The sequence below is a fragment of the Rhodococcus tibetensis genome, assembly GCF_024438035.1.
Lineage (GTDB): Bacteria > Actinomycetota > Actinomycetes > Mycobacteriales > Mycobacteriaceae > Rhodococcus_F > Rhodococcus_F tibetensis.
Map to the genome: position 1 here is coordinate 306,484 of NZ_JANFQF010000002.1, position 13,896 is coordinate 320,379.

9 protein-coding genes, 1 tRNA gene and 2 pseudogenes are annotated in these 13,896 nt (G+C 62.8%); 9 read left to right on the forward strand and 3 right to left on the reverse strand.

Going from position 1 to position 13,896, the window contains the following annotated elements; translation table 11 throughout:
* The first annotated feature begins 200 nt into the window (after positions 1–200).
* The 9 genes and pseudogenes from NOF53_RS04145 (at position 201) to NOF53_RS04185 (ending at position 9,583) form a co-directional block, all read left to right on the forward strand.
* A complete protein-coding gene (locus NOF53_RS04145) occupies positions 201–971 on the forward strand; it encodes a lytic transglycosylase domain-containing protein (RefSeq protein ID WP_255965783.1) in 771 nt (256 codons plus the stop codon).
* Positions 972–1,158: 187 nt separating this feature from the next.
* Entirely contained in the window at positions 1,159–2,445 is a 1,287-nt protein-coding gene (gene eno, locus NOF53_RS04150) for a phosphopyruvate hydratase (RefSeq protein WP_255965784.1), read from the forward strand.
* Positions 2,446–2,478: 33 nt separating this feature from the next.
* Positions 2,479–3,204: an FtsB family cell division protein gene (locus tag NOF53_RS04155; RefSeq protein ID WP_255965785.1), complete on the forward strand. Its 726-nt coding sequence runs from the start codon at positions 2,479–2,481 to the stop codon at positions 3,202–3,204.
* On the forward strand, positions 3,201–3,755 hold the full coding sequence (locus tag NOF53_RS04160) for a DUF501 domain-containing protein (protein WP_255965786.1): 555 nt from the start codon (positions 3,201–3,203) through the stop codon (positions 3,753–3,755). Before NOF53_RS04155 ends, NOF53_RS04160 begins: the two co-directional genes overlap by 4 nt.
* Complete coding sequence (locus tag NOF53_RS04165; protein WP_255965787.1) at positions 3,752–4,696, forward strand: Ppx/GppA phosphatase family protein; 945 nt, start codon at positions 3,752–3,754, stop codon at positions 4,694–4,696. The genes NOF53_RS04160 and NOF53_RS04165 overlap by 4 nt, the downstream gene beginning before the upstream one ends.
* A gap of 49 nt (positions 4,697–4,745) precedes the next feature.
* A tRNA-Leu gene (locus tag NOF53_RS04170) sits at positions 4,746–4,819 on the forward strand.
* Between the two features lie 168 nt (positions 4,820–4,987).
* Positions 4,988–5,167 (forward strand): annotated as a pseudogene (locus NOF53_RS04175) (integrase core domain-containing protein); the annotation flags it as partial.
* 220 nt (positions 5,168–5,387) lie between these two features.
* Positions 5,388–7,430 carry an ArnT family glycosyltransferase gene (locus NOF53_RS04180; RefSeq protein ID WP_255965788.1) on the forward strand — a complete coding sequence of 681 codons (2,043 nt, stop codon included), beginning with the start codon at positions 5,388–5,390 and terminating at the stop codon, positions 7,428–7,430.
* 530 nt (positions 7,431–7,960) lie between these two features.
* Positions 7,961–9,583: an SIR2 family NAD-dependent protein deacylase gene (locus NOF53_RS04185; protein WP_255965789.1), complete on the forward strand. Its 1,623-nt coding sequence runs from the start codon at positions 7,961–7,963 to the stop codon at positions 9,581–9,583.
* Between the two features lie 315 nt (positions 9,584–9,898).
* Here NOF53_RS04185 and NOF53_RS04190 read toward each other — a convergent pair whose 3' ends face one another.
* The 3 genes and pseudogenes from NOF53_RS04190 to NOF53_RS04200 form a co-directional block, all read right to left on the reverse strand.
* The gene (locus NOF53_RS04190; RefSeq protein WP_255965790.1) at positions 9,899–10,645 is read right to left on the reverse strand and encodes a hypothetical protein; all 747 of its coding nucleotides are present in this window, start codon (positions 10,643–10,645) and stop codon (positions 9,899–9,901) included.
* Positions 10,646–10,857: 212 nt separating this feature from the next.
* Positions 10,858–12,816, reverse strand: coding sequence for a hypothetical protein (locus tag NOF53_RS04195; protein ID WP_255965791.1), 1,959 nt, complete (start codon positions 12,814–12,816; stop codon positions 10,858–10,860).
* Between the two features lie 300 nt (positions 12,817–13,116).
* A pseudogene (locus NOF53_RS04200) lies at positions 13,117–13,896 on the reverse strand (integrase core domain-containing protein); the annotation flags it as partial.

Here is a 13,896-nt window from a genome sequence, read left to right on the forward strand (position 1 = left end):
GAGTGCCCGTGCCCGCGGAAGATCGGAAGGCGAGGTTTGCTGGTTGTGGATAACCTCCGGCCTCCGCGGACCTAGTGTGCGCGTCGCATCCGTGCGGAGCGGTGCGATGCGTACAGAAGCGGTGCGAATCGTGGCAGGGGCGACCGCGGAAGCCCCGGCGTTTCTTCGGCCGGCCGCTCCGCCATATGGATGATGGAAAGGTGACCCGTTACCCCGTCTCGCCGAAGAGTCGTTCCCGCTGGCCCCGCATCCTGATCGCTTTTGTCGCGGCGCTGGTGGTCGTGACGGTCGCCTACGGTGCCTGCTCGCGGGAGCAACAACCGCGTGTCGCGATACCGGAGGGCATCCCGCCCGGCCCCGGTGCGCCCACACCATTGATCGACATCGAGGCGCCGGGGCGTTCTGCCGACCAGTTGCGCGGCTGGTCCGCAGGGTTGACGGACAAAGTAGGTATCGGCACGACCGCGCTCGAGGCGTACGGCTATGCCGCCGCAGTTCTCGCCGCCACCGCCCCCGACTGCGGAATCGGTTGGACCACTCTCGCCGGAATCGCCAGTGTGGAGAGCAAGCACGGCACCCATCAAGGTTCCTCCGTCGCCCCGACCGGGCAGGTGACCCCGGAGATCCGCGGCATTCCTCTCGACGGGGGACCGGGGGTCGCGGAGATTCCCGACACCGACGGCGGCGAATGGGACGGCGACCCCGTGCACGACCGTGCGATGGGACCGCTCCAGTTCATACCGGAGACGTGGAAGAGGTGGGGCGTCGACGCCAACGGTGACGGAGTGACCGATGCCGACAACATCGACGACGCAGCCCTGACGGCCGCGCGCTACCTGTGCGCCCGCGGCGGTGACCTCACCGAACCGGAAGGGTGGCAGTCCGCGCTGATGGCGTACAACCTGTCGGGCGAATATCTCACTCTCGTGCGCGATCGGGCATCGGCGTACTCGGTGGGAGTCCGTCCGTAATGCTCATTACCGTCCGGTCCATCGGGTGGAAAATCGAATAGCAGACCGGCCGATCGCGGTGACCGAGGCGCGCCATCCCGCGCCCCCAACGGTGTGCCGTTACGCTATGTGCTGGCACGATCTGGTGTCCTGGCACCATCGGACCGGTCGGTGCACAGTGCGAAGCCCATATAAGGAGAGTCTGCAAGTGTCCATCATTGAGCAGGTCGGAGCCCGTGAAATCCTCGATTCCCGTGGCAATCCCACGGTGGAGGTCGAGGTGCTGCTCGACGACGGAAGTTTCGCTCGCGCCGCAGTCCCGTCGGGTGCGTCGACCGGTGAGCACGAGGCCGTCGAGCTGCGTGACGGCGGCGACCGCTACAACGGCAAGGGTGTGGAGAAGGCCGTCGAGGCCGTCCTGAGCGAAATCGCCCCGGCCATCATCGGGATCGATGCCACCGAGCAGCGCACCGTCGATCAGGCCCTGCTCGACGCCGACGGCACCCCGGACAAGTCGCGTCTCGGCGCGAACGCGCTCCTCGGTGCCTCGCTGGCCGTGGCCCGCGCGGCTGCCGAATCTTCCGGACTCGATCTCTTCCGCTACGTCGGCGGCCCCAACGCCCACGTGCTGCCTGTCCCGATGATGAACATCCTCAACGGCGGTGCACACGCCGACACGGGTGTCGACGTCCAGGAATTCATGGTCGCGCCGATCGGTGCCGCCACCTTCAAGGAGTCGCTGCGCTGGGGCGCCGAGGTGTACCACGCCCTCAAGTCGGTGCTGAAGGAAAAGGGTCTGGCCACCGGTCTCGGTGACGAAGGTGGCTTCGCCCCCGACGTCGCGGGCACCAAGGAGGCGCTCGACTTGATCAGCGTCGCGATCGGCAAGACCGGCCTGGTCTTGGGCACCGACGTGGCGCTGGCACTCGATGTCGCCGCCACCGAGTTCTACACAGACGGCACCGGCTACAAGTTCGAGGGCAGCAACCGGACCGCGGCCGAGATGGCGGCGTTCTACGCCGAACTGGTCGATGCCTACCCGATCGTGTCGATCGAGGACCCGCTGGACGAGGACGACTGGGACGGCTGGGTCGCCCTGACCGATCAGATCGGCAACAAGGTCCAGCTGGTCGGCGACGATCTGTTCGTCACCAATCCCGAGCGGCTCGAAGAGGGCATCGTCAAGGGTGCGGCGAACGCGCTGCTGGTGAAGGTGAACCAGATCGGCACGCTCACCGAAACGCTCGACGCCGTCGATCTCGCGCACCGCAACGGCTACAAGACGATGATGAGCCACCGGTCCGGCGAGACCGAGGACACCACCATCGCCGACCTCGCCGTCGCCGTGGGCAGCGGCCAGATCAAGACCGGTGCTCCCGCCCGCAGCGAGCGCGTCGCCAAGTACAACCAGCTCCTGCGCATCGAGGAGAACCTCGGCGACGCCGCCCGTTACGCCGGTGAGGTCGCCTTCCCGCGGTTCGCGTACGAGGGCTGATTTCCGGCTGTCGAGTAAAGGGGTACCTGGGTAGTGGCACAACGCGGTAGGCCGCGGTCGTCCGGAGCAAGTGCGGGCGGCCGGGCCGCCGGGCGTGGTGAACGAACGCGGCGAACCCGGACCGACGGTGTTCCCGGTGGTGCGCGGCGTCCCCGCACCACCAAGTCGACTCCGCCGGGTTCGACCGACAGCAAGACTGCTGCTCCCGAGGGTGCCGACACCGGAAAAGTACTGCCCGGTCGTGCCCGTCCCCGGCGGGTCGGCGCGACCGGGGTCGCGGCCCGAATTCCCCGCTCCGAGCACACCATTCTCGGATTGTCGACCGGCCGTGCCCTGATCCTCGTCGTGGTGGTGCTTCTCCTCGCGCTGACCCTTGCGGTTCCGCTGCGGACCTACCTCACCCAACGAGGTGAGGCCGACCGGCTTGCGGCAGAACAGGTTCAGCTCGAGGAGGAGCTTGCCGAACTGCGCATTCTCGAGGAACGCTATTCCGACCCCGCCTACATCGAGGCGCAGGCACGTGGCCGGCTCCGCTGGGTCCGGCCCGGAGATACCCCGTACCAGGTACAGCTTCCCGGCGACTACAAGGAACCGCTGAAGCGGGAAGAGAAGGACGCCGAGATGGCGGGCCCCTGGTACTCCGACCTGTGGAAGACCGTTTCAGAACCCCCGGCAGCGCCCGAGGTGCAGCCCACGCCGGCTCCGGCGCCTGTGCCCCTGCCGCCCGCACCGCTAGAACCAGGAGAACCCACCGGGTGACCACTTCGTCCGACCCGTCCCACCCCGTGTCGCAGGAAGACCTCGACGCCGTTGCCGCCCAACTCGGGCGCGAACCGCGTGGAGTGCTCGACATCGCGTACCGCAGCCCCGACGGACGCCCAGGTGTCGTGAAGACGGCGCCGAAGCTTCCCGACGGCACCCCGTTCCCGACCCTGTACTACCTCACCGATCCACGGCTGACCGCCGAGGCCAGCCGACAGGAGTCGGCTGGGGTGATGCGGGAGATGACGGAGCGTCTCGCCACCGATCCCGAGTTGGCGGCCGCGTATCGGCGGGCGCACGAGTCGTACCTGGCCGAGCGTGATGCGATCGAACCGCTGGGAACCGACTTCACCGGCGGCGGCATGCCCGACCGCGTCAAGTGCCTGCACGTGCTGATGGCCCATTCACTCGCGAAGGGGCCGGGGGTCAATCCGCTCGGCGACGAGTCGGTCGCCCTCGCCGCTTCGGCGGCCGGTGGAAAGCTGCGAGGCACGGCCATTCCGGCGGACTGGCCGGGTATCGACGATATCGAGAGTCCCGAACAGTGACGCGGGTAGCGGCCGTCGACTGCGGAACCAATTCGATTCGTCTGCTCATCGCCGACATCGACACCGACGGCGCACTGCACGACGTGTGCCGGGAGATGCGGGTCGTCCGGCTAGGTCAGGGTGTCGACGCCACCGGTCGTCTCGCCCCCGAGGCCATCGAACGCACACGAATCGCCCTGAGCGAGTACGCAAGCCTGATCAGTGACGCCGGCGCCACCGCCGTGCGGATGGTGGCCACCTCCGCCACCCGGGACGCATCCAATCGAGAAGACTTCTTCTCGATGCCCAGGGACGTGCTGGGGTCCGTGATAGCGGGCGCCGGAGCCGAGGTGATCACCGGTGACGAAGAAGCGCGGTTGTCGTTCAACGGTGCGGTGGGGGAGCTCGATGCAGCCCAGGGTCCGTTCGTGGTGGTCGATCTCGGAGGCGGTTCCACCGAGGTAGTGTTCGGAGACGAATCCGGCGTCCACGCGGCGTTCTCCACCGACATCGGCTGTGTGCGGATCACCGAGAGATGCCTGCACGACGACCCGCCCACCGCCGCGCAGGTCGAGGCGGCCCGCACCTTCGCGAAGGAGCGCCTCGACGAGGCCTTCGCCCGTGTGCCCGTCGAGCAAGCACGAACCTGGGTGGGTGTGGCAGGCACGATGACCACCATCGCGGCGCTGGCGAAGAAACTGCCCGAGTACGACGCCGAGCAGGTCCACCTCTCCCGGGTCCCACTACCCAGGCTGCGTGAGGTCTGCGAGTCGCTGATCGCCATGACGCACGACGAGCGGGCCGCACTCGGGCCGATGCACCCGGGACGGGTCGACGTCATCGGCGGCGGTGCGATCGTCACCCTCGCACTCGCCGAGGCGCTGGAACGCAAAGCCGGCATCGACGAACTCGTGGTCAGCGAGCACGACATCCTCGACGGAATCGCGATGTCCATCGGCTGAGCTAATCTGATCTGCGCAAGGTCGCCGGTACACACCCCGGCGGTCAGCAGCCCCTATAGCCCAATTGGCAGAGGCAGCGGACTTAAAATCCGCACAGTGTCGGTTCGAGTCCGACTGGGGGCACAGTGAAAGACCTGGTAGAGCGATTTTGAAGGCGCTTGCGGTGGGGAGCGGGGCCGGGCATCCCGCCCCCGTCGCTCCGTCTGCGAGGGACAGCGGGCAACACCCCAGGTGATGTCGGGACCGGTCGGTATGCTGTCGCGTATGGAGCTGAGCACTGCCACTGCCAGCATCCTGTCCGAGGAGTTCCTTTACGCCCGAACCTGGACCAGCGAGCAGCAACGCGCACGGGCCCTCGAGGTGTGGAATGTGCACTACAACTACCATCGACCCCACACTGCTGTCGGAAACCGGCCGCCTGCGAGCAAACTCACCGCCGGTGTCACGAACGTCATGGCCTCATACAGCTAGCCGACAAGTCACCCGTCCTGGGACACACGGAGGCTGCGACTCCGGGTCGGCTTACCGATAGGGCGTTCGGCAGGCCCAAAAAATCAGCCGAGAGGCGGCGTTCTTCATTCACGCGCCGATAGTGCCCACAAAGACACAGTCAACGCCCAGGTTGCTCCCAGGTCCCTACGAGCCGGGGGCACGAAGGTGATCGTCGACAACAACTCGAAGGGATTCATCCATGGCCACCGTTCTCGACCCGGCACCGCCGCAGCCGAATGCGTCGTTGCCGTCGCGACGCGCGAACCTTGGAACCAAGGTCGCGCTCGCTGTCCTTCTGGTCGTCACCGCCGTTCTCTACCTGTGGGGGCTGACCGCGAACGGTTACGCCAACACCTTCTATGCCGCGGCCGCGCAGGCGGGTTCGCAGAATTGGAAGGCGTGGTTCTTCGGGTCGCTCGACTCCGCGAACTTCATCACCGTCGACAAACCGCCTGCGTCGCTGTGGGTGATGGGCTTGGCGGGTCGCATTTTCGGTTTTTCGAGCGCCAGTCTTCTGATACCGCAAGCACTCATGGGTGTCGGTTCGGTCGCGTTGGTGTACGCCGCGGTCAAGCGCGTTGCATCACAGGGAGCCGGTTTACTCGCCGGCGCGGTGCTGGCCGCGACACCCGCCGCGGCGTTGATGTTCCGTTTCGACAATCCGGATGCGCTCCTTGCCCTGCTGATGACGCTGGGCGGGTACTTCATCGTCCGCGCCGTCGAGACTCGAATCGGTAGGCGCGCCGCCATGTGGATCGCATTGGCCGGTGTCGCACTGGGATTCGCGTTTTTGACGAAGATGCTGCAGGGTCTGCTGGTTCTGCCGGCGTTCACTGTGGCGTATCTCTACGCCGGGCACTCGAGGTTTCTGACGCGACTGCTGCATCTCGTCGGCGGTCTGGTCGCTCTCGTCGTCGCAGCAGGCTGGTGGGTGCTGGCCGCAGCACTGTGGCCCGCCGATTCACGCCCCTACATAGGTGGGTCGACGAACAACACCGTCATGGATCTCGTGCTCGGGTACAACGGCCTCGGCCGCATCTTCGGCTCGTCCGACAACGGCGCCGGTGGCGGCATGCCGGGCGGCGGCGGAATGCCGGGTGGCATGGGTGGTGGGGCCGGACTCGACAGGCTGTTCGGCGGCGAGTTCGGCATCCAGATCTCCTGGCTCATCCCCGCCGCGCTCGTAGCGCTCGTCTTGGGAATTGTTGCCCGCGGCCGTGCTCATCGGACCGATGGTGTCCGGGCATCGCTCATCATGTGGGGCGGTTGGTTCCTGGTGACGGCGCTGATCTTCAGCTATATGTCCGGCATCATTCACGAGTACTACACGGTCGCTCTGGCACCGGCCATCGCCGGGTCGATCGGTGTGGGTGGCTACGCGTTGTGGGCTCAGCGTCAGAACATCCTCGCCCGACTCGGCGTTGCTGCCGTGATGCTTGCCGCCGGGTCGTGGATCTGGGTTCTGTTGCACCGCAACGCGGACTGGTTGCCGGCGCTGAAATGGATCCTGTTGGCAGGAACTGTCGTCGGTGCTGTGCTCGTCGTCCTCGGCGGGCGGGATCGATTCCGCAAGTTCGCCGTGGCGGGCGTGATCGTCGGGGCGATAGCCGGCGTCGGTGGTTCGGCGTCGTACGCAATTGCTACGGCCGCGACCCCCCACGGCGGACCTGTTCCGACGGCCGGACCCGAGGGGGCGGTCGCCGCGGGTGGCATGGGTGGGGGAATGCCCGACATGGGTGATTTGCCGGAAGGTATGTCGCTGCCGGAGGGTATGTCGCTGCCGGAGGGTATGTCGCTGCCGGAGGGTGTGACGTTGCCGGAGGGTGTGACGTTGCCCAGCGGCGGTGGGATGCCGAGTGGTCGAGCAGCCGGTGGCGGGGGCTCGATGGGGGCTGTGGGCGGCGAATCCAGTCCCGAGCTCAATACCCTCTTGCAGAACGCCGGCACCACCTGGTCCGCGGCTGTCAACGGTTCGATGAGCGCGGCGCAATACGAAATTGCAAGCGATACAGCGATCATGGCGATCGGCGGTTGGTTCTCTGACCCGACGCCGACTCTCGACCAGTTCATCGAATACGTCGAGTCCGACCAGGTGCGCTACTACATCGCCGGCGGCATGGGCGGGGACGGGAAAGGCCCCGAGAGCACTGCCGTCCAGATCCAGAACTGGGTCGAAGCGAACTTCACCGCGACGACGGTCGGCAGTTCGACCGTCTACGACCTGAGCACCTACACCGGATAGGCCATTTTCGGAACGGTGCCCCGCATGCCGTCCGTGCTCACTGCGAAGATGTATGTGGATGGCGTGGTCGATATTTGGACGTTGGATGCAGGCCGGGGTGTGGTGGGCGGGCGCGGAATAGTTCGGGGTCGGCCGCAGTAGGCCCGGTGGACTCGCGGTAAGTCCATTGGTAGCACTTGTGACCGTAGTGCGCGCGCACGAATGCGGTGCAGGTCTGTTAGTGCGCTGGAGTTTACGAGTGGACTTAGTCGGTGGGTGCTTACGAGCAGCATTGATGGCGGAAGAAATGCTCGGGAGAGTTCGGACGGTACTTCGTGGTGCGGAGCTCGGAAAACCCAGGTCGCTGTTGCTGACTTCGTGCCGATCGTGGGGCAACCCTAGACCGTGGGAGGTGAACAACTGCTGAAGTGTTTCGAGCGCCCTGCTGATCTGGGGACGACACGCTGCACGTTATTGCACGCGCGACTCTCGATGGCAAGCTTGAACACGTCTGCGGCGATGCGGTGCTAGGGCCACGCTAGAGTAGTGCCGTGGTAGTGCTAATCGATCGTGTGCCTCGGCATTTACTCGACGAACTGGTCGAAGGGTCCTGGCTGCCGATCATTGGCGCGGGGTTCTCCAGAAACGCAGTGTTCCGAGATGGTGACCCGCCAGCTTCCTGGGCTGAACTAGGTGCCGCGTTGGGCAGCGATATCGAGGGCGTCGATGACTCGATCGGAACACTCGAAGCGATATCAGCGTTCGAGCAAGCGTATGGGCGTGTTGCGCTGATCGATAGGACCTCGTCGTTGATTCGAGCGCATGATGCTGGGCCGGGACCGGCGCACGTCGCTTTCGCACGTATCGGATTCTCGAACGTAGTCACCACAAACTTTGATTTGCTTCTCGAAAGAGCTTACGAGCGCATAGATAAGGGTTGCCTGCCTGTCGTCGACGAGACTCAGTTGTCCACTCCGAACCGATACGCTGGGCCCCGCTTAATAAAGTTTCACGGTGACATAAACCATCCCGCTCGAATGGTCATCACTGAGGATGACTATGACCGGTTTCTGCAAGTATTTCCATTACTGGTTACAAGCGTTACCGCAATGCTGGTGGAACGCACCGGAGTGCTCGTGGGATATAGCCTGGACGACCCTGACACGCGGCAGATTCTAGCTCTGATCAAGACGCGACTGGGAAACATGAAGCGTCCCTTATGGTCCGTTCAGATTGATGCGACTCCCCAGGTGGTGAATCGGTACGAGCGCCGCGGTGTAAAAGTCATCAACTCGCCTGGGATACGGGGGCGTGGCGCGGGTGAAATACTCGAACAGTTCTTTGACGAACTTGCCCAGTATTGGCGCGATCGACTACCAGAAAAGAGCGTGAGTCTGGATGACCGAGTTACGGCGGACTTCCGTACCCCGCAAGAAGCAAGTCGAATATGCTACTTTGCGATACCGGCTACCCTGATCGGGTGGTACCGAGACCTCCTTTTTCCTGAAGTGGAGGCCCACGGTCTTGTGCCCGTCACAGCGCGCGACGTGTTCAGTCCGCCTGGCACGGTGTCAGCGAAGCTGGACACATTAATCAGTCGGGCTGCCTACGTTGTGGCTGAGGTTGGCGACCAATCTAGTGAGTACGAGGCTGCGCTCGCCATTGCGAAGAAGCCCGAAGGGAACGTGTTGCTGGTTGCGCCAGAGGGCCACTCCTGGATTTCGCCGAATCTGAACCGACAGAAGGTGCTTACGCGGCCGGTGCGGTTTGAATCCAATAGTGAAACGTTCGTGCAGAACTTTCGGGAATGGCTGTCGTCGATAGCGCATCGAACCGTCTTGAAAATTGGAGAGCCCGAGCGTTTGCTTGTCCACCGCGAATACGGTGCCGCTTTGATTTCGGCGGTTTCGCTACTTGAAGTAGTTCTTTCCGAAAAATTCGCTGAGGACCCGCAGGACTCGCCGCGTCATGCGACACTTCGGTCGATGCTTAAACAAGCTGAGCGTCAGGAACTATTTGCATCTGCCACCGAGCATGCCATTATAATGGAGTCTGTGAATCAGCGAAACCGAACTATTCACACGCAATCGAATATTTCCCCAGTAGACTCGCGAAGATTTGTGAAAGCAATTCGCCAGTTCGTAGACCGCTTGACGAGCAAGGAGGCCTACTGAGCTGAGTGGAGCCCGCCTTGCTTGTGGATCCGGTAGCGTTGGACGCGAGTCGGCGACTGACGGGTTAACCGACTGTTGATCCTTGCGACACACGTCGAGTGCATCGCGGAATCTGCGGCCTTCCCGATGCGGCGGACCAGGGCGGTTGTTGATGCGATGAACTGCTGGATCGCTTATAAAAGCCAGCTTGGCCTGACCATTACGTCGAAAATTCGAACCGAGGACACAAACCCTCATGGAGCAACAACGCCTCCGATAAGTGCAGCGAGCCAACGACCTGAGACTCAGACCAGAGTTCAAAGGCTTGTTCGATTCCTAAAGATCGAGCCCCCGTCCTGCGATCACGGCATCGGGCCACTGCGGATCACCTGGGTGCAGGATGTTCGTCACCGGTAGCCGGGTCCCTGGCTGCACCTTTATGTGGACCTCGCCGCTTTCGGCGGTACTTCTTCGCCACAAGTTTATGACGAGGGTCGACAGGTCAGGCGCATAGCAGTCGGTTGTCTGAGGATGGTGGATGAACTTGATCAGTGCGGGTTCACCGATTGACCGAAGCGTCTCGTTCAGCCCCAAGCCCGATGTGCCCAGCTGCCAAAAGTACGTGATTTCACCGCCCCAATACTCGAAGAACGGTTTGACTCCGTGTGGATCCACGCTGACGGTTTGCAACGTCGTGAGCGCGCAAATCGCGCCAATCCGCCCTGGCTGCTGATCTCGGGATGCTAAGACACCCCTTCCAACGATTCGCTCAGCTTGGGCCTGCGTAAGCAGTCCTGCTCGACACGCCGCCGTCACTTTGTCGGACAGCAAGGCAGAGGAAGCCGCGCGAAGTCCGCTTGCCCGGATGTCCCGCACTTCGTCGGCGAGCAGTCGGGAGCAGTGATAAACGACGATGCCTCGGTCGGAGAGTTCCTTAGCGATCGCGCCTGAAGTTGATTGTGGCAGGAGAGTTGCGGTAGCCCCTGCCCGACGCCGCTCGATTTGCCGTGCGCCGTCTTCTGCTGCCTCTTGTAACAGCAGGGGCCAACTCAAGGGATAGTCAAGCGACACTGCCATTTCCACGTGTCAAGCATAGAGCAGAAACGGGATCGAACCACCGACCATCGTTTCCCGGCCACCAAGAACTCCCACACATCAGTCACAAGGACCGGAATTGTGGACGGTGCAATAACGGTAGTTTCGGCCTGATCGGCCGCTGTGGGCGAGTGCCGGAATCCGCCCCTGTTGCGCCGATCGGTGTCGGACAACGCGGCCTGCACTGGAAGGCAGTTGCCCTAGCTGGTGTCCTTACGGCCCGTCTCGAATGCTGCCAGCTGAAAGTCGTCGTTAATTTTGATGACGAGAGACACGGTCAGCCGCAGGGCGGTGATGTAGGTGTCAAAGTGCGCGTTGTCGCCGTCCGCACCGGCCTGCGCCCCGTGGAGGTACTTGTTCCGCAGTTGGGGTCCGTTGCTGAAGTCCACCTGGTTGAGGAAATAGTTGAAGTACTTTCCTTCGGCATCGGTGAGCAACGCGGAGCGGCGAACTGCCCATCCTCTCGCCACCATATAATCGGCCACCGCGCGTCCTGTGGCTGTTAGGTGGTAGTAGCTGGCGGCTTGCGTGTTGTATAGGGATCTAAGGATGTGTATTTGTTCCGCGTCCACGAATTGAACTCGGTTTCCTGTGTTCTCGAGGATGTTAAGTCCGATCAGGTGGTCGACGCTGGGCTTCTGGTAGTCCTCGAAGTCGTCGTACGCGACCAAATTTTCTTGGAGAAGTTCGGCTCCGGCATCTGCACTGAGATCCGCGCTGATGTAGTTCAGTCTCGACTGGTCAGAGAACAACAGTTGAAGGACGCCATTGATCTCTTCGCCCGATGGATAGATGTACTTGCCGTCGAGGAGGCTCGGTATGTCCTTGTACTGTGCCAGTTCGGAGCCCATAGCGAGGAGGTCACGGTCGACCTGGCCGTCTGCAACGAACAGAGCGAACTGATTTGCGACACTCTCCATCTCCGCAAAAAGATGCCTCGATTTCTGGAGGTATGAGGTCGATCCCTGGGACGGGGAGAACGAGAAATTGGCGGCCCCGAAATCCTCAACTAGGTACGACTCGAAGAACCAGGCGACCACCTGCTCCAGGTCGATTCCTTTCGTCTGCAGGAAATCGCGGTAGAAGTGAGTCTGCAGACGTGTGCACATATCGGTGACTCGAAACGCAACACCAGTTTTGTACTCGGTGTTTCCGGTGATCCCTATGACGCGTTCCATCACGCCCAGGTTTGCCGGGTAGGAGGGAAGGGTCAGCAATACTTGATGGTCTACGAACCCAAACAGGTGCATGAAATTGTTTAGGATATTGGCGTTGTCGCAAGTTTCGTCGAGCCACTGACTGCTGTATGTGTACCGAGAGTCATGTTCTTCTGAAGTGGCTCCCTCGATCACTACCAACTGATCTTGGAATTCGGAGACACCGACTTTGCAGCCCATCCTGAAGCCATTGTTCTCAGCGAAGAACGTCGCGGTCGTCTGGTCGTTGCGCCGCTTTGCACGGAGCTTGAGCCTTGCGTCGATGCCGACTCGAGAATTTTCTCTCGCGGCCGCAATGAGCCTGATGTAGTTCGGGTTTGCGTCGTCGTAGTCAATGTATGCCTCGAGCAGTTCGCGAGCATCGACTGCGGTGAAGCTCGCGGGAAGATGTACCTGGCTCCGCGTGTCTTCCTCCAGGTACTTTCGAACCACGTGTTCGGCACCACGGGGAGACGAGAGTAGCTTGCCTCGTATCTGCGTGTCGTAGGCCTGGACCAGTTTCTTGCTCGTGAGCAGCTCCCGGAGATGCACACCGGCCGCAGCGAGCGCAGGAAGGGCAGTGCTGCTGTCGCAGCGTTCGAAGGCATTGTTGCGGCCCAGCAGTTCGATTAGGTCGAGGTGGTAGTCGTGGTCGACACCAGCCACCCGGGTTGCGAAATTCGTGTCGTTGATCGTCGAGAAAAACCGCGCAACCGCACTTCGAATTCGCGGAGCGCGCGCTTGCAGCTGGGCGCGTTCTTCGTCGGTGTAGGCCGTCGGCAGAAGCCCTAGTTCGAGGTACTGCTGGACGTGGTGAAGTTCCAGGACATCTTCGGCGCTCCTCAATGCCTCATTCGGATCGAACAGCTCGGCGATTTCGACGACGCGCGGGACTTGCCAGCCGGTTGCCAAGTCATGTGCGCCATAGAACCGAACGCGTCGTCCGACCGTGTCATCACTCATCCTGCAGACCTCACTCCACCTCGCGAAAAACCGCCACCGTTAGCATGAAGCATGCGTCCGACACTGCGTGGTCTCGCACCGACTGCGCGGGGTGAACGAATCGTCCTGGGCAAAATCCAACAGACGCTCAACAGTGAAGCCCGGCTACCCCTAATTCGCGTGGGGCGGCTAAACAGTGCCGTCAGCCACGGGGGCATTTGCATCGGTGCGGTTCCATGACGTAATAGCGTTGTCTTCTTGGTGTGTCTTGTGGCACGGAATCCGCTGGACGATCGCTCGTCCGTAGATCGAATGATCCGCCTAGGTGTATGAGGCCATGACGTTCGTGACACCGGCGGTGAGTTTGCTCGCAGGCGGCCGGTTTCCGACAGCAGTGTGGGGTCGATGGTAGTTGTAGTGCACATTCCACACCTCGAGGGCCCGTGCGCGTTGCTGCTTGCTGGTCCAGGTTCGGGCGTAGAGGAACTCCTCGGACAGGATGCGGCCCAATGCGTTCGACCTTGCCGTTGTGCCGCGGGGTGTACGGCGTGATCCGCTGATGCCGCGCCCCGTGCAACACCTTCGCGAAGTCCTTCGCGCGGTAACACGACCTGTTATCGGTGACTACCCGATGGATGTGCGTGATGGAAGTGAACGGCGAAGAACACCCGAGCACGGTGCATGAAACCGGCAGCCGTCAAGGCTTTCTCATCACCGAGCGCTTCGGTATAGGCGAGGCGGGAAACCCGTCTACGGCGGAGTGCAGGTACACGTAGCCGGCGCGGGCGCCGGCGGTTTTCGCGCGATCAACCTTCTTGGCCTGATCGGAGCCTCTGCCGTGAAACGCCCAGCCACCACCATTGGGGATCCGGCCGACCTTCTTCACGTCGACGTGCACCATGTGCCCGGCCCAGCGGGCGACGATCCGGCCCGGCGCCCGGTTGGACTCGCCGGTCGGGTCGAGGAACCGGCGCCGGTTCAGCCCGAGTTGCGCCAGGTGGCGGCTGACGGTGCGCACCGAAATCGTGGTGCCCTCCGCGGACAATTCCAGGGCGATCCGGCGGGCCGACCATTTCCTGTCGCGGCGCAGCGTCTCGATCC

Excerpts from the sequence above, each read along its gene's own strand:
- NOF53_RS04195 (WP_255965791.1), bottom strand. The coding sequence starts at position 12,816 with ATGAGTGATGACACGGTCGGACGACGCGTTCGGTTCTATGGCGCACAT.
- NOF53_RS04180 (WP_255965788.1), top strand. The coding sequence starts at position 5,388 with ATGGCCACCGTTCTCGACCCGGCACCGCCGCAGCCGAATGCGTCGTTG.